Annotated in this window: 18 protein-coding genes and 1 pseudogene; 8 read left to right on the top strand and 11 right to left on the bottom strand. The window is 70.4% G+C overall.

The annotated features are described in order from the left end of the window. Positions 1-64 precede the first annotated feature (64 nt). The 3 genes from AB0D49_RS31410 to AB0D49_RS31400 all read right to left on the bottom strand — a co-directional run bounded on the left by AB0D49_RS31410 (position 65) and on the right by AB0D49_RS31400 (position 2,474). A complete protein-coding gene (locus tag AB0D49_RS31410; protein WP_362763910.1) occupies positions 65-271 on the bottom strand; it encodes a hypothetical protein in 207 nt (68 codons plus the stop codon). Positions 272-571: 300 nt separating this feature from the next. Next, the gene (locus tag AB0D49_RS31405) at positions 572-685 is read right to left on the bottom strand and encodes an SGM_5486 family transporter-associated protein (protein WP_362763907.1); all 114 of its coding nucleotides are present in this window, start codon (positions 683-685) and stop codon (positions 572-574) included. 172 nt (positions 686-857) lie between these two features. Beyond that, entirely contained in the window at positions 858-2,474 is a 1,617-nt protein-coding gene (locus AB0D49_RS31400) for an MFS transporter (RefSeq protein WP_362763904.1), read from the bottom strand. An 82-nt stretch (positions 2,475-2,556) separates the two neighbouring features. Here AB0D49_RS31400 and AB0D49_RS31395 point away from each other — a divergent pair, with 82 nt between their 5' ends. After that, entirely contained in the window at positions 2,557-3,252 is a 696-nt protein-coding gene (locus AB0D49_RS31395; protein WP_362763901.1) for a FadR/GntR family transcriptional regulator, read from the top strand. On the opposite strand, the gene AB0D49_RS31390 is transcribed toward AB0D49_RS31395, so the two are convergent. The 3 genes from AB0D49_RS31390 to fabG all read right to left on the bottom strand — a co-directional run bounded on the left by AB0D49_RS31390 (position 3,227) and on the right by fabG (position 5,308). Then, positions 3,227-3,568: a hypothetical protein gene (locus AB0D49_RS31390; protein WP_362763898.1), complete on the bottom strand. Its 342-nt coding sequence runs from the start codon at positions 3,566-3,568 to the stop codon at positions 3,227-3,229. The genes AB0D49_RS31395 and AB0D49_RS31390 overlap by 26 nt on opposite strands. 247 nt (positions 3,569-3,815) lie before the next feature. Then, positions 3,816-4,583, bottom strand: a complete 768-nt coding sequence (gene fabI / locus AB0D49_RS31385) for an enoyl-ACP reductase FabI (protein WP_362763896.1) — start codon at positions 4,581-4,583, stop codon at positions 3,816-3,818. A 5-nt stretch (positions 4,584-4,588) separates the two neighbouring features. Then, on the bottom strand, positions 4,589-5,308 hold the full coding sequence (gene fabG, locus AB0D49_RS31380; RefSeq protein WP_362763893.1) for a 3-oxoacyl-[acyl-carrier-protein] reductase: 720 nt from the start codon (positions 5,306-5,308) through the stop codon (positions 4,589-4,591). A 241-nt stretch (positions 5,309-5,549) separates the two neighbouring features. Between fabG and AB0D49_RS31375 the strand changes: the two genes are divergently transcribed. From AB0D49_RS31375 to tyrS, 3 genes are all read left to right on the top strand, one after another. Continuing rightward, positions 5,550-7,073 (top strand): TldD/PmbA family protein, encoded by a 1,524-nt coding sequence (locus AB0D49_RS31375; RefSeq protein ID WP_362763890.1) that lies wholly within the window; start codon positions 5,550-5,552, stop codon positions 7,071-7,073. Positions 7,074-7,155: 82 nt separating this feature from the next. Next, entirely contained in the window at positions 7,156-8,547 is a 1,392-nt protein-coding gene (locus tag AB0D49_RS31370; RefSeq protein WP_362763888.1) for a metallopeptidase TldD-related protein, read from the top strand. A gap of 125 nt (positions 8,548-8,672) precedes the next feature. Then, positions 8,673-9,941: a tyrosine--tRNA ligase gene (gene tyrS, locus AB0D49_RS31365; RefSeq protein WP_362763885.1), complete on the top strand. Its 1,269-nt coding sequence runs from the start codon at positions 8,673-8,675 to the stop codon at positions 9,939-9,941. Between the two features lie 135 nt (positions 9,942-10,076). Here tyrS and AB0D49_RS31360 read toward each other — a convergent pair whose 3' ends face one another. After that, on the bottom strand, positions 10,077-10,367 hold the full coding sequence (locus AB0D49_RS31360) for a GlsB/YeaQ/YmgE family stress response membrane protein (protein ID WP_362763999.1): 291 nt from the start codon (positions 10,365-10,367) through the stop codon (positions 10,077-10,079). A 247-nt stretch (positions 10,368-10,614) separates the two neighbouring features. On the opposite strand from AB0D49_RS31360, the gene AB0D49_RS31355 reads away from it, so the two are divergent. Beyond that, a complete protein-coding gene (locus AB0D49_RS31355) occupies positions 10,615-10,995 on the top strand; it encodes a DUF3099 domain-containing protein (RefSeq protein ID WP_362763882.1) in 381 nt (126 codons plus the stop codon). 519 nt (positions 10,996-11,514) lie between these two features. On the opposite strand, the gene AB0D49_RS31350 is transcribed toward AB0D49_RS31355, so the two are convergent. Continuing rightward, entirely contained in the window at positions 11,515-12,528 is a 1,014-nt protein-coding gene (locus tag AB0D49_RS31350) for an AsnC family transcriptional regulator (protein WP_362763879.1), read from the bottom strand. A gap of 110 nt (positions 12,529-12,638) precedes the next feature. Here AB0D49_RS31350 and AB0D49_RS31345 point away from each other — a divergent pair, with 110 nt between their 5' ends. From AB0D49_RS31345 to AB0D49_RS31335, 3 genes and pseudogenes are all read left to right on the top strand, one after another. After that, a complete protein-coding gene (locus tag AB0D49_RS31345; protein WP_362763996.1) occupies positions 12,639-13,856 on the top strand; it encodes an amidohydrolase family protein in 1,218 nt (405 codons plus the stop codon). Positions 13,857-13,869: 13 nt separating this feature from the next. Then, positions 13,870-15,480 carry an AbgT family transporter gene (locus AB0D49_RS31340; RefSeq protein WP_362763876.1) on the top strand — a complete coding sequence of 537 codons (1,611 nt, stop codon included), beginning with the start codon at positions 13,870-13,872 and terminating at the stop codon, positions 15,478-15,480. 284 nt (positions 15,481-15,764) lie between these two features. After that, positions 15,765-15,983 (top strand): annotated as a pseudogene (locus tag AB0D49_RS31335) (hypothetical protein); the annotation flags it as partial. A 738-nt stretch (positions 15,984-16,721) separates the two neighbouring features. Here the strand turns inward: AB0D49_RS31335 and moaA are convergent. From moaA to AB0D49_RS31320, 3 genes are all read right to left on the bottom strand, one after another. Continuing rightward, positions 16,722-17,711, bottom strand: coding sequence for a GTP 3',8-cyclase MoaA (gene moaA / locus AB0D49_RS31330; RefSeq protein ID WP_362763874.1), 990 nt, complete (start codon positions 17,709-17,711; stop codon positions 16,722-16,724). A gap of 402 nt (positions 17,712-18,113) precedes the next feature. Beyond that, positions 18,114-19,751 (bottom strand): cation acetate symporter, encoded by a 1,638-nt coding sequence (locus AB0D49_RS31325; RefSeq protein ID WP_362763871.1) that lies wholly within the window; start codon positions 19,749-19,751, stop codon positions 18,114-18,116. After that, complete coding sequence (locus AB0D49_RS31320; RefSeq protein ID WP_362763868.1) at positions 19,748-20,104, bottom strand: DUF485 domain-containing protein; 357 nt, start codon at positions 20,102-20,104, stop codon at positions 19,748-19,750. The genes AB0D49_RS31325 and AB0D49_RS31320 overlap by 4 nt, the downstream gene beginning before the upstream one ends. Positions 20,105-20,348: the final 244 nt, after the last annotated feature.

Genomic DNA, 20,348 nt, shown 5'->3' with positions numbered 1-20,348 from the left:
GGATTCACCGGGGTCGCGGGGGCTGGGGCGGGGTGGTGGGGGCACGGGGTGCCGTCGCATCGGACTAGCGGGCGATCAGTTGCTGGACGCGGTCCACGATGTGGGTGAGAGCGGGCTCGCCACCGGCCGCGTGAGCCTCGGAGGGGTTGATGATCAGCGCGAGCAGTGTGATGAACGCGAGGGTCGGGAGGGCGAGGGCCCACCAGGGCAGTCGGGTGACGGTACGGCCCGTGCTGGCCGGATGGGGCCGGGTGTGCAGTGGGGCCGACATGGGTGCCTCCGCGTCTTCGAGGGTGAGCGTCCGCCGCTCGCGGTCACACTTCGAAGGTACGGACTCCAGGGCCCCCAACCCATCCGGTGATCCACCCACTTGACCCTGACCCTGACCCCCTAGGGGATGGTGGGGCTAACCCCACCATGAGGTCGGGAGGAGGTCGTCGCGGCGACCGGGACGGCGCGGCGAGGCGACGATCACGGCGACCGGAACGTCGCGGCGACGCCATGGTCGCGGCGGGCGATCCTCGCGGCGACTGGGAGGTCGCGGCGAGGCCTCGTCACAGCGAGGCGACGGTCACGGGGAGGCGATCGTCGCGATGATGCCGATGATCACGAAGATGGCGAAGAACGAGCCGAAGACGAGGAGCATCTTCTTCTGGCCGTTCTGGGGATTCGGGTCGAGCACCATGGCGTCAGTGTCCCATCCCGGAAGCGGGTGGCCGTCAGGGGGGTCGGGGCCCGCCCGGGAGCGGGCGACCGTCAGAGGGATCAGGGCCCGCCTGATGGTGGGGGCGCGCCGCCCACGCGGGGGCCGGGCCGGTTCGTCGGGGTGGCGCGGTCCGCCGGGCGGGCCGCCCGGCTCAGCGGGCCGCCGCCTCCTCCTCCACCGTCCGGTTACGCCCCGCCAGCAGGCCGACGAGGATCTGCGGGATCATCAGGGCCGCCATGAGGGCGATGGGCACACCCCAGCCGCCGCTGTGCTGGTAGAGGACCCCGACCAGGAGCGGGCCCGGGATGGAGATCAGGTAGCCGGTGCTCTGGGCGAAGGCGGAGAGCTGGGCGACTCCGGCGCCGGTCCGGGCGCGCATGCCGACCATCGTCAGGGCCAGCGGGAAGGCGCAGTTGGCGATGCCGAGCAGTACGGCCCAGGCCCAGGCGCCACCGGCGGGGGCGAGGTACAGGCCGGCGTATCCGGCCAGGCCGCACAGGCCGAGGACGAGCACGATGGGGCCCTGATGGGGCAGCCGGGTGGCCAGACGCGGGATGACGAACGCGAGGGGCACGCCCATCACCATGGTCACGGCGAGCAGCAGTCCGGCGGTGTCGGCGGAGACGCCCGCGTCGCGGAAGATCTGCGCCATCCAGCCCATGGTGATGTAGGCGGCGGTGGCCTGGAGCCCGAAGAACACGGCGAGCGCCCACGCGGTTCGGCTCCGGGTGATCCGCAGCGGGGCGGGGTCCTCGTTCCGCGCGGGCTGTCCGGCCGACCCGCGCGGGAAGGACTCCGACGCCGCTCCCGTAGGGCCTGTCCCTCCCGACCGGCGAGGTCCCATGTCCGCCGAACCGCGAGGCCCGATCTCCGCCAATCGACGAGGTCCCCACTCCACCGCCGGGCCCGATCCCGTATCCGCCGCCCCGCGCGGATCTGCTTCCGCCGACGCGGACAGCCCCGTCGCCTCCGAGGAGCGCGGGTCCCCTCCCGCCGACACACCCGGGCCCGTTTCCGCCGACCCGTGTGCACTCGCCCGCGTCGTCCGGTCGGCTCCCGTGGGCGCGGTCCCGCGCGGGCCGGGCGCCGCCGACCCGCCCGGTCCCGTCTCCCCGGGCGCCCCCGACTTCCGTACGAACGGCAGCCACGGCAGTACGGCGGTCGCCGCGACGGCGGCCCAGACGGCGAGGCCCGGCTGCCAGCCGCCCAAGGTGTCGGCCAGGGGGACGGTCACCGCGGCGGCGATGGACGTGCCGAAGGCGAGGGCCATGGAGTAGAGGCCGGTCATGGAGCCGACCCGGTCCGGGAACCAGCGCTTGACGATCACCGGCATCAGGACGTTGCTCACGGCGATGCCCATGAGGGTGAGGGCGCTGGCGGCCAGGAAGCCCGCCGTACTGCCCGTGAAGGGCCGGATGAGCAGGCCCGCGGTGATCGCCGCCATGCCCGCGCAGACGACCGCGGCGGGGCCGAAGCGGCGGGCCAGGCGGGGCGCCATCACGCCGAAGACCGCGAAGCAGAGCGGCGGGACGGAGGTGAGCAGTCCGGCCACGGTGCCGCTCATGCCGAGGCCGTCGCGGACCTCTTCCAGGAGGGCGCCGAGGCTGGTGATCGCGGGACGGAGGTTCAGCGCGGCCAGGACGATACCGACGACCAGCAGCCGGGTCGCCCACGCCCGCGCGGAGCCGCGTCCGGGCGCCTCGGGGACGGAACCGGCCGAGCTGACGATGGTGCGGGGTGGTGTCGTGGTCGTGTCCTCGCGCTGCATGACGACCATCATAGAATCATGGGATGATTGGTTGTCCATTCTCCGGCGGCATCCCGCCGGTCCCCGTGAGCGAAGAGGTGCCATGCCGCTGAGCCACCCGCGCCGCTCGGCCCTGTCCGAGCAGGTCATCGCCGAGCTGAGGAACCAGATCACATCCGGCGAGTGGCCGGTCGGCTCGCGCATCCCGACCGAGCCGGAGCTGGTCGAACAGCTCGGTGTCGCCCGCAACACGGTGCGTGAGGCGGTCCGCGCGCTGGCGCACAACGGGCTGCTCGACATCCGCCAGGGATCGGGCACCTATGTCGTGGCCACGAGCGAGCTGGCCGGTGTCATGCATCGCCGGTTCGCGGGCGCCGATCCACGGCACATCGGCGAGCTGCGCTCCACGCTGGAGTCGGCCGCGGCCCGGCTGGCCGCCGAGCGGCGGACCGAGAAGGACCTCAAGCAGCTGGACGCGCTGCTGGAGCGGCGTGAGGAGGCGTGGCACTCCGGGGACGCGGAGGTGTTCGTGGCCGCCGACGCGACCTTCCACCTGGCCGTGGTGGCGGCCTCGCACAACGACGTGATGACACAGATGTACGCCGACCTGGGCGAGGTGCTCAGGGACTGGCTGCGCGAGGACGTCGGCGCGGAGCTGACGCCGGACACGCACATGGACCACACGCGGCTGCTGGACGCGATCCGCGCGGGCGATGCCGTCACGGCGGGCGCGGAGGCGGCGAGCTATCCGTTCCTGTGCCGCCCGGCCGGGTTCAGCTCCCCCGGTTCTGGTGGCTGACCCAGGCCGCGCGGACCTCCTTCCAGCAGCGGCCGGTGAGCCGTACGGTCGTCGCGGGCCGGGCGTCGGTGGCGCGGCCGTCGGTGTCGAGGTCCCACCAGCGGGCGCACTCGATGTGCAGCCGCAGCCGGTCGACCTCCGGGTAGGGGTTGTGGCAGTAGGCGGTCACGCGGGAGCCGTCGACGCTGGTGCGGCACTCGGCACCGGACGGGGCGGTCTCCTCCGGTCCGCGCGCATGTGCCGCCTTCGTGAGCGGCGCGGCCAGCACGAGTGCGGCGGCAAGGGTCGCTGAGGCCATGCTGCGGGAGAAGCGCACAAGGGGGACCTCCTCGGCCGTGCTGGGTCGTGCTGGGGAGGAAAGGAACCACAGGGGGAACGCGTGAAGTGAACGCCTCCTCCAGGGTGCCCAGTTGCGGCGGTGTCCCGCCCGGCCGGATAGGCCGAACGGGGGACACGCCCGAGTGCACCGGGGAGCGCCTCCGAAGACGCCGGGGGCGTCCCCGGACACGCCGAGGGCCCGCATCCGGTGCGGGACGCGGGCCCTCGGCGTGTCGGCGGGGCGGTCAGGCGCCGATGGCGTGCAGACCGCCGTCCACGTGGATGATCTCGCCGGTGGTCTTGGGGAACCAGTCGCTGAGCAGTGCGACGATGCCGCGGCCGGCCGGCTCGGGGTCCTTGAGGTCCCACTCCAGGGGGGAGCGGCTGTCCCACACCGAGGCCAGGTCGCTGAAGCCCGGGATGGACTTGGCGGCCATGGAACCGATCGGGCCCGCGGAGATCAGATTGCAGCGGATGTTCTGCTTGCCGAGGTCGCGCGCCATGTAGCGGCTGGTGGCCTCCAGGGCGGCCTTGGCGGGGCCCATCCAGTCGTACTGCGGCCAGGCGTACTGGGCGTCGAAGGTGAGGCCGACGACGGAGCCGCCGTTCTGCATCAGCGGCAGACACGCCATGGTGAGCGACTTCAGGGAGAACGCCGAGACATGCATGGCGGTCGCCACGGACTCGAACGGCGTGTTGAGGAAGTTGCCGCCGAGCGCGTCCTGCGGGGCGAAGCCGATGGAGTGGACGACGCCGTCGAGGCCGCCCAGCTCCTCGCCGACCAGGTCGGCCAGGCGCGCGAGGTGCTCGTCGTTGCTGACGTCCAGCTCGATGACCTTGGTGGGCTTGGGCAGCTTGCGGGCGATGCGCTCGGTCAGGGTGGGCCGCGGGAACGCGGTCAGGATGATCTCGGCGCCCTGCTCCTGGGCCAGCTTCGCGGCGTGGAAGGCGATGGAGGACTCCATCAGCACACCGGTGATCAGAACGCGCTTGCCGTCGAGGATTCCGCTCATGGTGATCAGTGACCCATTCCCAGTCCGCCGTCAACGGGGATGACGGCTCCAGTGATGTACGAGGCGTCGTCCGAGGCCAGGAACCGCACCGTCGCGGCGATCTCCTCGGGCGTCGCGTAGCGGCCCAGCGGCACCTGCTTGACGATGTTCGCGCGCTGCTCGTCCGTGAGCACCTTGGTCATGTCGGTGTCGACGAAACCGGGTGCGACGACATTGAACGTGATGTTGCGCGATCCGAGCTCACGGCTGAGCGAACGAGCAAAACCGACCAGAGCGGCCTTGGAGGCGGCGTAGTTGGCCTGGCCGGCGCTGCCGAGCAGACCGACCACGGAGGAGATGAGTACGACACGGCCCTTCTTGGCCCGCAGCATGCCGCGGTTGGCGCGCTTGACCACGCGGAAGGTGCCGGTGAGGTTGGTGTCGACGACCGAGGTGAAGTCCTCCTCGGACATGCGCATCAGCAGTTGGTCCTTGGTGATGCCGGCGTTGGCGATCAGGACCTCGACGGGACCGTGCGCGTCCTCGATCTCCTTGTACGCCTGCTCCACCTGCTCGGTGTCGGTGATGTCGCACTTCACGGCGAGGCAGCCCAGCTCGGCGAGCGCGGCCGGCGGCTCCCCCGAGCGGTATGTGATCGCGACCTTGTCGCCGGCTTCGGCGAAAGCGCGGGCGATGGCGAGGCCGATGCCCCGGTTGCCTCCGGTGACGAGAACCGAGCGGCTCAACGGATCACCCTTTCGATAGGGGTCTGACATATCCGCCCGACCTTCGCAACGACGGGCGGCTTTACCCGAAACCTATCGGGCGCCCTGGCCGGGCGGGCATTCGGGCACCGACAGTGGCTCGGGGGGCGCGCTGTCGGGTCCCTACAGATCGCCGCCGCGCGGGGGCGGCAAACGTGTGGTCCACGGACCCGCGTACGCGACATGATCGGAGCCGACAGGCGACGACAGCAGGGAGACCTCGGTGCCTCATACCATCGACGAAGCCTTCAGGGCGCTTCCGCTACAGGCCCTGGCGGACGCGGCGCTGGCACGCGCGCGTGCGCTCGGGGCGGACCATGCCGACTTCCGGCTGGAGCGGGTGCGCAGCGCGTCCTGGCGGCTGCGGGACGGACGGCCCGCCGGGTCGTCGGACACCACGGACCTCGGGTACGCGGTGCGGGTGGTGCACGGCGGGACATGGGGGTTCGCCTCGGGCGTGGACCTGACCATGGACGCCGCCGCCAAGGTCGCCGCTCAGGCGGTGGCCATGGCGAAACTTTCCGCTCAAGTGATCACAGCGGCGGGATCGAACGAGCGGGTGGAGCTGGCCGACGAGCCCGTGCACGCCGACCGGACCTGGATCTCCTCGTACGAGATCGATCCGTTCAGTGTGCCCGACGAGGAGAAGTCGGGGCTGCTGGCGCAGTGGAGCGGGCGGCTGCTGGGGGCGGACGGGGTCGATCATGTCGACGCCTCGCTGCTGACCGTGCACGAGAACAAGTTCTATGCCGATACGGCCGGGACCGTGACGACCCAGCAGCGGGTCCGGCTGCATCCGCAGCTCACGGCGGTGTCGGTGGACGACTCCAGCGGCGAGTTCGACTCGATGCGCACGATCGCGCCGCCGGTGGGGCGGGGCTGGGAGTATCTGACCGGCACCGGCTGGGACTGGGACGGGGAGCTGGAGCGTATCCCCGGTCTGCTCGCCGAGAAGATGCGCGCACCGAGCGTCGAGCCGGGATCGTACGATCTCGTGGTTGATCCTTCGAACCTGTGGCTGACCATTCATGAGTCGATCGGTCATGCGACCGAGCTGGACCGCGCGCTCGGCTATGAGGCCGCCTACGCGGGGACCTCCTTCGCCACGTTCGATCAGCTGGGCAAGCTCCGGTACGGCTCGGATCTGATGAACGTGACCGGTGACCGCACGGCCGAGCACGGGCTGGCGACCGTCGGGTTCGACGACGAGGGCGTGGCCGCGCAGTCCTGGGACCTGGTGAAGGACGGCACCCTGGTCGGCTATCAGCTGGACCGGCGGATCGCCCGGCTGACCGGGTTCGAGCGGTCCAATGGATGCGCCTTCGCCGACTCGCCCGGACATGTGCCGGTGCAGCGGATGGCCAATGTGTCGCTGCGGCCGGACCCCGCGGGGCTGTCCACGGAGGATCTGATCGGGAGCGTGGACCGGGGCATCTATGTGGTCGGTGATCGTTCGTGGTCGATCGACATGCAGCGGTACAACTTCCAGTTCACCGGGCAGCGGTTCTTCCGGATCGAGAACGGCCGGATCACCGGGCAGCTCAAGGACGTGGCCTACCAGGCGACCACGACCGACTTCTGGGGCTCCATGGCGGCCGTCGGCGGACCGCAGACATATGTGCTCGGTGGCGCCTTCAACTGCGGCAAGGCCCAGCCGGGCCAGGTGGCGGCGGTCTCGCACGGCTGCCCGTCCGCGCTGTTCAAGGGCGTCAACATCCTCAACACCACGCAGGAGGCGGGCCGATGAGCGCCGCGACCGGGTTCTGCCGGGGAGCCGGGGACAGGCTCCAGGGCCGGCACAGTGCCATCACGACTCAGGAGGCCGGGCGATGAGCGCCGCCGTCAGCAAGCCGTACGAGATGGTCGAGCGTGCCCTTGAGCTGTCGCGCGCCGATGAGTGTGTCGTGATCGCCGATGAGCATTCGACCGCCAATCTGCGCTGGGCGGGCAACGCGCTCACCACGAACGGGGTCACGCGCGGGCGGACGCTCACGGTCGTGGCGACCGTGGACGGCGCCGAGGGCACCGCCTCCGGGGTGGTCTCGCGGGCCGCGGTGACGGCGGACGAGCTGGAGCCGCTGGTGCGGGCCGCGGAGGCCGCCGCGCGGGGCGCCGGTCCGGCCGAGGACGCCCGTCCACTGGTGACCGGTGTCCCGGCGAGCCCGGACTTCACGGACGCGCCCATGGAGACGTCCTCCGCGGTGTTCGCCGACTTCGCGCCCGCGCTCGGCGAGGCGTTCGCCCGCGCACGGGCGGGCGGGCGCGAGCTGTACGGTTTCGCCAACCACGAGCTGGTGTCGACCTATGTCGGTACGTCGACCGGGCTGCGGCTGCGGCACGACCAGCCGACCGGCACGCTGGAGCTGAACGCCAAGTCGCCCGACCGCACCCGCTCGGCGTGGGCGGGGCGCTCCACACGGGACTTCAAGGACGTCGACCCCGCGGCGCTGGACGCGGAGCTGGCCGTACGGCTGGGCTGGGCCGAGCGGCGCGTCGAACTGCCGGCCGGGCGGTACGAGACGCTGCTGCCGCCGACCGCGGTCGCGGACCTGCTGATCTACCAGTTGTGGTCGGGATCGGGCCGGGACGCGGCCGAGGGCCGGACGGTGTTCTCCAAGGCGGGCGGGACCCGGATCGGCGAACGGCTGACCGAGCTGCCGCTGACGCTGCGCAGCGATCCGAACGAACCGGGTCTGGAGTGCGCGCCCTTCGTGATCGCCCACTCGTCGGGCGGTGATCAGTCGGTCTTCGACAACGGGCTGCCGCTGGGCGCGACGGACTGGATGCGCGCGGGCGAGCTGCACCGGCTCACCACCAGCCGGCACAGTGCCGCGCTCACCGGGCTGCCCGTCGCGCCGGGCATCGGGAACCTGATCCTGGACGGTGGTACGGACCGTTCCCTGGACGAGATGGTGGCCGCCACCGAGCGCGGGCTGCTGCTGACCTGCCTCTGGTACATCCGGGAGGTGGACCCGGCGACGCTGCTGCTCACCGGGTTGACCCGGGACGGGGTGTACCTGGTGGAGAACGGCGAGGTGACCGGGGAGGTGAACAACTTCCGCTTCAACGAGTCGCCGGTCGGCCTGCTGGGCCGGGCCGCCGAGGCGGGGCGCACGGAGAAGACGCTGCCCAGGGAGTGGAGCGACTGGTTCACCCGGGCGGCGATGCCCGCGCTGCGGGTGCCGGATTTCAATATGAGCTCGGTCAGCCAGGGCGTATAACCTCGTAGACGTTCGCCGTCGGGTGGCGTCCGACCCACCGCGACCACCCGACGGTCATACGAACATCACTGGCAGATCATTCGATCAAAAGATCTCAGAAGATCTTTCGAGGAGACACGAGAACCGTGACGGACATCGTCGACGAGCTGAAGTGGCGCGGGCTGTTCGCCCAGTCCACCGATGAGGACGCTTTGCGCAAGGCGCTCGCGGACGGCCCCGTCACGTTCTATTGCGGCTTCGACCCGACCGCGGCCAGTCTGCATGTCGGCCATCTGGTGCAGGTGCTCACCATGCGCCGCCTCCAGCAGGCGGGGCTGCGTCCCCTGGCCCTCGTCGGAGGCGCCACCGGCCAGATCGGCGACCCCCGCCCGACCGCCGAGCGCACGCTGAACGCCCCGGAGACGGTCGCCGCCTGGGTCACCCGGCTGCGCTCGCAGATCGAGCCGTTCCTGTCCTTCGAGGGCGACAACGCCGCGGTGATGGTGAACAACCTGGACTGGACGGCCGGGCTGTCCGCCATCGAGTTCCTGCGGGACATCGGCAAGCACTTCCGGGTGAACAAGATGCTCACCAAGGACTCGGTCGCACGGCGGCTGGAGTCCGAGGAGGGCATCAGCTACACCGAGTTCAGCTACCAGCTGCTCCAGGCCATGGACTTCCTGGAGCTGTACCGCCGTCACGGCTGCACGCTCCAGCAGGGCGGCAGCGACCAGTGGGGCAATCTCACCGCCGGGCTCGACCTGATCCACCGGCTGGAGCCGCAGGCGCAGGTGCACGCGCTGGCGACGCCGCTGATGACCAAGGCGGACGGCACCAAGTTCGGCAAGACCGAGGGCGGCGCGGTCTGGCTCGACCCCGAGATGACCTCGCCGTACGCGTTCTACCAGTTCTGGCTGAACGTGGATGATCGGGACATTTCCACGTACATGCGGATTCTATCCTTCATGTCTCCTTCCGAGCTGGAGGAGCTGGAGGAGCAGACCCGGGAGCGGCCCCAGGCGCGGGCCGCGCAGCGGGCGCTGGCCGAGGAGCTGACGACGCTGGTGCACGGCGCCGCGCAGACCGATGCCGTGATCGCGGCGAGCCGGGCGCTGTTCGGACAGGGCGAGCTGGAGTCGCTGGACCAGCGGACGCTCGTGGCCGCGCTGGCCGAGGTCCCGCACATCGAGGTGTCCGGGGCGGCGCCGGTGGTGGATCTGTTCGCCGCGGTGGGGCTGGCGGCGAGCAAGTCCGCGGCGCGGCGGACGGTGAAGGAGGGCGGGGCCTACGTGAACAACGTCAAGGTGACCGCCGAGGACGCCGTGCCCGTCGCCGGGGATCTGCTGCACGGCAAGTGGCTGGTGCTGCGGCGGGGGAAGCGGAACATCGCGGCCGTCGCGGTGAACGACATCTGAATCCCGGCCCGCGCGGTCCGGGATGGCCGGGAGGCGGGGGCGGGCTCCTGGAGGGCCCTCCCCCGATGAAACGGCAGAAACGGCTGGTTCCCGCCGGTCCCGTGGTGTTTCGCGGGACCGGCGGGAGTGGCCGGATCAGGTGTGCTGGGAGCGCTGTTGCTTGCGTTTGCCCAGTGTCGCCGTGTAGGCCATGTCGCCGAAGAAGACGATGATGATCGCGGCGACCAGCTGGAACAGATGACGGCTCCAGTCGATGCCCGGCGTGGCGGCGACGCCCAGGCCGCGGGCGATGGCGTTGCCGGCGAGCGCGCCGAGCATGCCGAAGATCGTGGTCAGCCAGAGCGGGCTGTGCTGCTTGCCCGGAATGACGGCCTTGGCGATCAGACCGAGCACGAAGCCCACGATGATGGCCCACAACCAGCCCATGACTGCCTCCTCGTACGGCTCGACGTGAGCAGTTTCCGCCAGTGTCGGCCCGGGGGCCGTACGCCGCATGTCGGGCTCGCCCATACGGTCCACGGCCCAGGACGTTCACGCAGGCGGCAGGGTGACCCGGTCTCGAACACGGCGCAGACGCGGCGTAACGTGGACGCTGTCCGTGCCGGTCCTGCTGCCGGGCGCGGGCCGGGATCGGAACGGGGACGGCTCCCCTGTGGGCGGATGGTGGAATGTGATGCGGAAGCAGCGCGACGGGGGCGGCGCCCAGGTGTTCCGGATCACCGGGGCCCGGCAGGGACTCCAGGACGACGTCCGCGGACGGCAGCGCCGGTACATCATCTCGATGTCCTTGCGCACGGTGTCGGTGGTCCTCGCGGCGGTGCTGTGGAACGTGGAACGGCACGTCGCGATCGTGGCGCTGGTGCTCGGCGTCGTTCTCCCCTACATCGCGGTGGTCGTCGCCAACGCCGGACGGGAGAACGTGCCGTCGCTGCCGACGACGTTCGTGGCCGTGCAACCCAAGCCGACGATCGCGCCGCCGCGCGTGGCCGACGGAAGCTACCCGGAATCCTCCGCGGAGGGTGGGGCGGCGGGTTCGGCGGAGCGTTCCGCCTAGACACAGTGCAGTTTCACTGTCGGTAAAAGCTCAGATCAATCATGTTGTTCAGGTGCCGGGCGGGCGGTTACCCATGACATACTTCGTACGCGCTCCGCATCCCCCGTCGGAGCGACGGACCGACGCCGGGCAGCTCCCCCCGTGGCTGCTCGGCGTCGCCTTTTGTGCGGGCGGTCCGTGGATCCGGGCCTGGTGCCCGATCGGGGGCGACCATGTGATCGGGCTGGGGTCAACACGGTGATTCAGCCATGTGATCGGGTGAAGAGCCGTGCAGGATCGATCCGGGATCGAACAATCAGCCGTCGATCGATCGGCACTGAACCAATCAATCAAGATCTGATCGCTTGATCACGGATCAGTCGATCCCACGGATGATCGATCCCTGATCAGCTGATCCCGCACCTGGTTGCCCTCTGATCACACGATCCGACAACTGATCGCCCCCCATCAGGTCGATCCCGCACCTCGTCGACCCCACATCAGATCGATCCCACATCAGGTCGATCCCAGATCGTTCGATCACGGCTCCAGCAGCTCCATAGGAACCGCCGCCACGCTGCGGCCCGTGCGGTCGACGATGCGGCCGACGTTCTTCTCGGTGCGCAGCACCACCGCCCGGTCGCCGACGTGGAAGTCGAAGCGGGCCAGTTCCAGTTCCAGGTGGGCCTCCAGCCGGTGGACGTCGGGCACGGAGCGCAGCCAGACGTCCAGGATGAGGTTGTGCGGTCCGGCGGTGATCGTGCACAGCCGCAGCTCGGGCAGGGTGCGCAGCGAGCCGCTCGCGGCCTCCAGGTGCCCGGCCGGCACGGAGGCGAAGTAGACGGCGGAGATCGGCCAGCCGGTGAGCGAGCGGGCCACGTTGCAGCGCAGGGCGATCTGTCCGGCGGCGGTGAGCTGATGCAGTCGGCGGCGGACGGTGGCCACGCTGGCGCCGGTGCGCTCGGCGAGCTGGTTGAAGGGCATCCGGCCGTCCTCGCCGAGGGCCGCGAGCAGGCGCAGGTCCACCGGGCGCAGGGGTTCGGCGGGGACGGGTTGCAGTTCCGGGGGCTTCAGCAGGGCGCGCTGTACGGCGTCGAGGCTGCGCAGGCGCCAGCGGCTGCCCTCGAACGGGGCGGCGGTGATCACATGGGAGCGGGTGGCCCGTACGCCGTCGCAGCGGGCGATGCGCTCGCCGATGTAGTCGGCAAGGCCGTCGAGGTCGTAGGCCCAGACGATGGCCAGGATGTCGCGGGCGCCGGAGGTCTGCTTGACGCTCATCGTCTGGGCGTCGTGGGCGAGCAGCCGGGCGACGGCCCCCGCCCGCGCGGCCTCGGTGACGATCTCGACCTGCGCCATGGCACGGCCGTCGGAGGTGGGCGCGCGGTAGCCCGCGACCCAGGCCGCGCCGCTGTCGGTCAGCCGGCGCCAGTGGCGGGCCGCGGTGACCGCGTCGACGCCGAGGGCCTCGCCGACCAGGGACCAGGAGGCGCGCGGATGGATCTGCAGGGCGTTCACGATGGCGAGATCCAGCTCACTCAGGGCGGATTCCTGCATTTCCCGACCTCTCGTGATTGATTCCGGCGATTTCACGCCACTGGCGCGCTTCGTGCGGAGGCTACCGCTTCCAGGCACCGAGGGACCCCGAGGGAGCGGCACCAGTGGTTCTGAAGATCATCAACGCACGCATCGTGGACGGCACCGCGCGGGAGCCGGTACCGGACGGGGTGGTCGTCACGGACGACCGCGGCGATCTGGTGTACGTGGGCCCCGGTGAGGGCGCGCCGGAGGCCGGTCCGGACGCCGAGGTGCTGGACGTGGCGGGACGGACCGTGCTGCCCGGGTTCATCGACTGTCATGTGCACCTCGGCATGGAGCACGGCCGGGATCTGGCGACCCGCTTCGCGGACGATCCGACGGTGGAGACGTTCCGTACGGCCGACCGGCTGCGGCGTACACTGCACGCTGGCGTCACCACGGCACGTGACCTGGGTGGACTCCCGGCGGGGTTCCGTATGTCCGTCGCCCAGGGGCTGGTCGAGGGGCCGCGGCTGCACACGGCGGTGCGGATCATCGGGCACACCGGCGGGCACGCCGACTTCACCACGCCGTCCGGCGTCGACACCAGCGGGGGCGTCGGGGAGATCGCGGACAACGCCGACGAGGTGCGCAAGGCGGTACGGCGGCTGCTGCGCGACGGCGCCGACGTGATCAAGCTCTGTGCGACCGGCGGGATGGGCTCCCCGCACGACCAGCCCGACGACGAGGGGCTGACCGAGGACGAGATCCGGGTCGTCGTGGACGAGGTGCGCCGGCACGGCGGACGGCCGGTGGCCGCGCACGCACAGGGCACCGCGGGCATCCTCAACGCGATCCGCGGCGGCGTGACCAGCATCGAACACGGATACGGCATGGATGCGCAGGCCAGGGAGCTGGCGGGCGAGCGGGGCGTGTTCGTCGTACCGACCCTGTCGACCGTGTTCGACGGTATCGACAAATCGACTATGGCTCCTTTTCACTACGAGAAGAAGGTCCGCTGGTCCGGGATCACCAAGGAGAACATCTCGGCGGCGATCGCGGACGGTCTGCGGATCGCCCTCGGCACGGACGCGGCGATCTGCCCGCACGGCCGCAATCTGCGCGAGCTGGCACACCTCGTGTCGCTCGGCATGTCCCCCATGGACGCGATCGGCGCCGGGACCCGGGTCGCGGCCGAACTCCTCGGCCTGGACGAACGGGTGGGCACGCTGGAGGCCGGAAAGGCGGCGGACGTCGTGGTGTGCGACGGCGATCCGCTGGCCGACATCTCCGTGCTCGGCGATCCCACCCGTGTCCGCTGTGTGATCCAGCAAGGCGTCGTACGCAAGAACACCCTCTCCGACTGAAAGGCGGACCGCTGTGCACAACACCCTCGCCGAGCCTGTCCCGGCGCCCCCGGGCGGCAGACTCGACCGTGTGATGGCCGGGCTGGAGCGGCTCGGCAACAAGCTGCCGCACCCGTTCTATCTGTTCGGTGTTCTCTTCGCCATCCTCGCCGTGGTCTCCACGGTGCTGGCCGCGGTGGACGCCGAGGTGACCGTGCCGGGCTCGGACGAACGGCTCGCCGTACAGGGCCTGCTGACCTGGGACGGCATCAAGTGGCTGCTGGAGAACGCGGTCACCAACTTCACCGGCTTCCCGCCGCTGGGCACCGTGCTGCTGATGATGATGGCGGTGGGGGTCGCCGAGCGGACGGGTCTGCTGGAGGCGGCGGTCAAGGCGACGATCGCCAAGGCGCCGGCCCGGACGCTGCCGTATGTGGTGACGTTCGTGGCGACCCAGGGCCATGTGATGAGCGACATCTCGGCGCTGGTGATCCCGCCACTGGCCGCGCTGGCGTTCAAGGCGGCGGGCCGCAATCCGCTGGCGGGCCTGATCGGTGCCTTCGCGGCGGTGACCGCGGGCTACGCCTCCGGCTTCACCGTGGGCGCGCTGGACGCTCTGTACTCCGGGATCACCCAGCAGGTCACCACGGTGCTGCCGATCTCGGACGGGGCGCCCACGCATCTGCTGGTGAACTACTTCTTCACCGCCTCCGTGAGCGTCGCGCTGACCGTGCTCGGCGGGTTCCTGACGGACCGGGTGCTGGAGCCGCGGCTGCCCTGGCCGACCGGGGACGGGATCAGTGAGACCGGTGAGGGGGACTCGGACCGGGCCGGTTCCGGGGACGGGGCCGCCTCGGGGGCCAAGGAGCCGAGCACCACGCTCGCCCGTGAGCAGGTGCGCGGGCTGTGGGCGGCCACCGCGTCGGTCGCCGTCCTGGCGGCCGTGGTGGTGACGGCCTGGCTGATACCGGGCAGCCCGCTACGCGGTGAGGGCGGCGCGCTCATCCCGTCGCCGGTGCTGTCGGGTCTGGTTCCGCTGCTGTTCACGGCGTTCCTCACGGCAGGTGTGGTGTATGGGATCGCCGCGCGCACCGTCAAGCACAAGAACGATCTGCCGCGGATCATGGGCGAGTCGGTCACCTCGATGTCCGGGTACATCGTGCTGATCCTGGTGATCGCACAGTTCATCGCGGTGTTCAACTGGTCGAATGTCGGCACACTGCTCGCCGTGAAGTGCTCTGCGGCGCTGGAATCGATCGGGCTGACCGGGTTCCTGGCACTGCTGCTGTTCGTGGTGGTCGTGAGTGTGCTGAATCTGTTCATCACGTCCGGGTCGGCACTCTGGTCGCTCATGGCGCCGGTGTTCGTTCCCACGTTCATGCTCATCGGGATGTCCCCGGCGCTGACGCTGGCCGCGTTCCGGATCGCGGACTCGGCGACACAGATGATCAGCCCGCTCAACCCGTATGTGTTCCTGATGCTGGCGTTCATGCGGAAATACGAGCCGGGGGCGCAGCTCGGGACGCTGATCTCGCGGCTGATGATCTATGTGGTGCCGTTCATGGCGATGTGGCTGGCGGTGCTGGGGATCTTCTACTTCTTCGATCTGCCGCTGGGGCCGGGGGCCGGGATTCATATGCCGTGAGCGGGTGATCTGGCCGGGTCGATCGGTTGATCGGACGGGATCGGTCGGACGGTCGCGCAGGATCGATCAGGCGATCCGGCGGGATCGGTCGGATGGTCGCGCAGGGTCGATCAGGTGGTCCGGCGGGATCGAACGGGCGGTCGCTCAGGATCGATCAGGCGATCCGGCGGGATCGATCGGACGATCTGGCAGGGTCGATCAGGTGATCAGGCAGGATCGATCGGGCGGTCGGGCGGGGTCGATCAGGTGATCGGGACGGGGGTCCGCCGGGTTAGGGTCGGAGGGTGAATGTCCTTCCGACCCCTGACCCCGTTTCACCGATCTGCTCCGCGAAGGGCTGTCGGGCCGACGCCGTATGGGTGCTGGCGTGGAACAACCCGAAGCTGCATACGCCGGACCGGCGGAAGACCTGGCTCGCGTGCGACGCGCATCGCGAGCATCTCGGGCAGTTCCTGGGGGTGCGGGGGTTCTTGAAGGATGTCGTCCCGTTCGAGGAGTGGGACGAGGGGAGCCAGGGCCGTGTCGGGGACGCGGGGTCCGGCGGGGATGCGGGCGGAGGCTCGGGCCGCGCGGGGTCGGACGGGGGCGAGGCCGACGGCGCCGGGCGCGTGGAATCCGACGGGGGCGAGGCTGGCGGCACCGGGCGCGTGGAGTCTGACGAGGGCGTGAACGCTGCTGCCGGGGGCATGGAGTCCGACGGAGGCGAGGACGCTGCCGGAGGCGGGAGCACCGGCGTGGGCTGAGGCGCTGCCGGGGGCGGTGCGTAGGGCGTCGGAGCGGGACCTTCGCGTCGGGCGCCGGGCAGGAGCGCTGCGTCGGGCGCCGGGGCAGGAGCGCTGCGTCGGGCTCAGGCGGGGACGCCGCGTCGAGCGCCAGCCACGGAAGCCGCGGCGAGCGTCAGGCGGGACCGCTACGTCGAGCGCCAGGCAGGGGACGGGGCGCGTCGGGCACCGGGCAGGGAAGCCGCGTAGTGCGTCAGGCGAGTACGACACATAGGGCGTCGACGCGGGGACCCGAGCGGGCCCATGGAAACCCGACCGGTGCCATAGGGACCCGGCGGGGTCCACCGCAGACCCGAGCCTCGGCGGCGGACCCTACTGGAACCCAAACGCCGCTGAGGTCCGCACCGCCGCAAACCCGGGCCTCGGCGCGGCCAGTTGAGAACCCGTGCACCAGCAGGGTCCGCAGGAAACCCGGCAGAGGCCCATGCGATGGCCCCTGAAGCGCGCGAAGCGCCCCGCTCAGCCGCCGATCGCCGACATAGGCCGGTCCGGCTGGACGAACGTCGGGTCGTCCAGTCCCGCGCCCGCCTTCTTGCCCCACATCGCGAGGCGCCAGCGCCGGGCTATCTCCTCGTCGGGGGCGCCGGAGCGCAGGGCCGCGCGGAGGTCCGTCTCCTCACGGGCGAACAGGCAGGTGCGGACCTGGCCGTCGGCGGTGAGGCGGGTGCGGTCGCAGGCGGCGCAGAAGGGGCGGGTGACGGAGGCGATGACCCCGACGCGGTGCGGGCCGCCGTCCACCAGCCAGCGTTCGGCGGGGGCCGAGCCGCGGGCCTGCTCGCCCTCGGGCGTGAGGCTGAAACGGGTGCGCAGGGAAGTCAGGATGTCACCGGCGGTGATCATCCCGTCACGTTTCCAGCCGTGCTGGGCGTCGAGTGGCATCTGCTCGATGAAGCGCAGCTCGTAGCCGTGGTCGACGGCCCAGGCGAGGAGGTCGGGGGCTTCGTCCTCGTTGAGCCCCGGCATCAGTACGGAGTTGACCTTCACCGGGGTGAGTCCGGCCTCGTGGGCGGCGGTCAGGCCCTCGATGACGTCGCGGTGGCGGTCCCGGCGGGTGAGGGTCTTGAAGACGTCGGGGCGGAGGGTGTCCAGGGAGACGTTGACCCGGTCGAGACCGGCGGCCTTGAGGGCGCTCGCCGTGCGCTTGAGGCCGATGCCGTTGGTGGTCAGGGACATCTGAGGGCGGGGGGCGAGGGCGGCGACCCGCTCGACGATGCCGACCAGTCCGGGGCGCAGCAGGGGCTCACCGCCGGTGAAGCGGACCTCTTCGACGCCCAGGGAGGTGACCGCGATGCCGATCAGCCGGACGATCTCGTCGTCCGTGAGGAGATCCGGCTTGGCGAGCCACTGGAGTCCCTCTTCGGGCATGCAGTAGGTGCAGCGCAGATTGCAGCGGTCCGTGAGTGAGACCCGCAGGTCGGTGGCCACTCGTCCGTAGGTGTCGATGAGCACGGGGACCCCCTTCCCTCGTCCTGGATCATCGGCAGGTCCGATCATCACCCGCTCAACGGCCGACCGATCACAAACGTTCCAAGGTTCCGACATCTGCGAGCCTACGCGACCGTACGGACATCCGGACGTGCTCGATCCCACGAGGTGCGGCGCGGCCACGTCGTAGGTCTCTACGACGTGATCGGTTGATCGATCGCGCCGGTGACCGGTACGACGTGGCCGCGCCGCTGGGCGGGCCTTCCCGCGCGTGGGGACCGGGACGCGCCGGGCCGGCGGGGGCCGTGGCGGTTCCGGCCGAGCGGCGTCCCGCCGCGGGAGCGGCCTTCGCTGGATGCGCAGCCGGGTCCGCGAGGTCCTGCCGGGCGCCCGGGGGCGGGGCAGGACGTCGCGGACCCGGGTGGGTCAGTGCGCGCCGGTGCCGGTCAGGGACCGGACCTCCAGCTCGGCGTACTTGCCCTTGTCCGGCTCCTCCTTGGACAGCAGGGTGCCGATGATGCCGAGCAGGAAGCCGACGGGGATGGAGACGATGCCCGGGTTCTCCAGCGGGAACCAGTGGAAGTCGACGTCGGGGAACATCGACGTGGCCTTGCCGGAGACCACCGGGGAGAACAGCACCAGGCCGACCGCGGTGATCAGACCGCCGTAGATCGACCACAGGGCGCCCTGGGTGGTGAACCGCTTCCAGAAGAGGCTGTAGAGGATCGTCGGGAGGTTGGCCGAGGCGGCGACCGCGAAGGCCAGGGCGACCAGACCGGCGACGTTGAGATCGCGGGCGAGGGCGCCGAGCAGGATCGAGACGGCGCCGATGCCGACGGTCGCGAGCCGGGCCGCGCGAATCTCTTCCTTCTCGGTCGCCTGACCACGCTTGATCACATTGGCGTAGATGTCATGTGCGAACGAACTCGACGAGGCCAGGGTGAGGCCCGCGACGACCGCGAGGATGGTGGCGAAGGCGACCGCGGAGATCGTGGCGAGCAGGATCGCGCCCCAGTTGGAGTCGACGCCGCCCAGATGGAGGGCGAGCAGCGGGGCCGCGGTATTGCCCGCCTTGTTGGACGAGGTGATCTCCTCCGGGCTGATCAGCGCCGCCGCGCCGAAGCCGAGCGCGAGGGTCATCAGGTAGAAGGTGCCGATGAGGCCGATCGCCCAGATCACGGACTTACGTGCGGCCTGCGCGGTGGGGACCGTGTAGAAGCGGATCAGGATGTGCGGCAGACCCGCGGTACCGAGCACCAGGGCGATGCCCAGGGAGATGAAGTCGATCTTGGTGGTGCCCGACACGCCGTACTTGAGGCCGGGTTCCAGGAAGGCGGCTCCCTTGCCGCTGTTGTCGGCGGCGGTGCCCAGCAGGTCGGAGATGTTGAAGTTGAACTTGAGCAGCACCAGGAAGGTGAGCAGCAGGGCGCCCGCCATGAGCAGGACGGCCTTGACCATCTGCACCCAGGTGGTGCCCTTCATGCCGCCGATCGTGACATAGACGATCATCAGGAGGCCGACCAGGGCGACGATGCCGATCTTCCCGGCGTCACTGGTGATGCCCAGCAGCAGGGAGACCAGGACGCCCGCGCCGGCCATCTGGGCGAGCAGGTAGAAGATCGACACGACGATGGTGGAGGTGCCTGCGGCGGTGCGCACGGGGCGCTGGCGCATCCGGTAGGCGAGCACGTCGCCCATGGTGTAGCGGCCGGAGTTGCGCAGCGGCTCGGCGACCAGGAGCAGGGCGACCAGCCAGGCGACGAGGAAGCCGATGGAGTACAGGAAGCCGTCGTACCCGGCGAGGGCGATGGCGCCCGCGATGCCGAGGAAGGACGCGGCGGACATGTAGTCACCGGCGACGGCCAGGCCGTTCTGGAAGCCGGTGAACTGACGGCCGCCGGCGTAGAAGTCGGCGGCGTCCTTGGTCTGCCGTCCGGCCCAGACGGTGATGAACAGCGTGGCCACCACGAACGCGGCGAACAGACTGATGATGAGCGTACGGTGCTCGCTGGCCGCGCCCGCCGCGAGCGACTCGCCCGCCGCGAGGCTGAAGGTGTCTCTCATGCGCCGTTCTCCATCCGGGACTTGATCGCCTCTGCCTTGGGATCGAATTTGTTCGCCGCGATCCGCGCGTACCACCAAGCGATCAGGAAGGTGGTGACGAACTGGGCGAGGCCGAGGACCAGGGCCACGTTGACGTTGCCGAACAGCTTGGTGCCCATGAAGCCGCCCGCGTAGTTCGAGAGCAGCACATAGAGCAGGTACCAGGCGATGAAGCCGACGGTGAGCGGGAAGGCGAACGAGCGGTAGGAATGGCGTAGTTCACCGAACTCCGCGCTCTCCTGCACCTCGACGAACTCCTCGGTGGTGGGGAGCCGGTGCTCTAGTTTCGAAGGTGGCGGTGTCTCGGTGGCCACGGAGTCTCCTCGCGTTGCGGGTGCTCCGCCGACCGGTGCCGGGGCGCGGTCGGGGATCGGGGACGGTTGCGGTACGGACATGCGGTTCTGACCTCTTGCTGGGGCGGATCATCTGATCGGCCGGGACGGTGATGGCCGGGTGCGTGATCCACGGGGAGGCGTCGATCGTGCTCGGCTCCCTGTCCAACGTGCACGGCGCCACGCGAGGACTGGTTCAACATCGATCAGTTCTTTGTGAAGTCGT

Source organism: Streptomyces sp. NPDC048290 (assembly GCF_040652095.1).
Classification (GTDB): Bacteria; Actinomycetota; Actinomycetes; order Streptomycetales; family Streptomycetaceae; genus Streptomyces.
The sequence above is the reverse complement of the archived record's forward strand: the minus strand, read 5'-3'. Positions and strand labels throughout refer to the sequence as shown.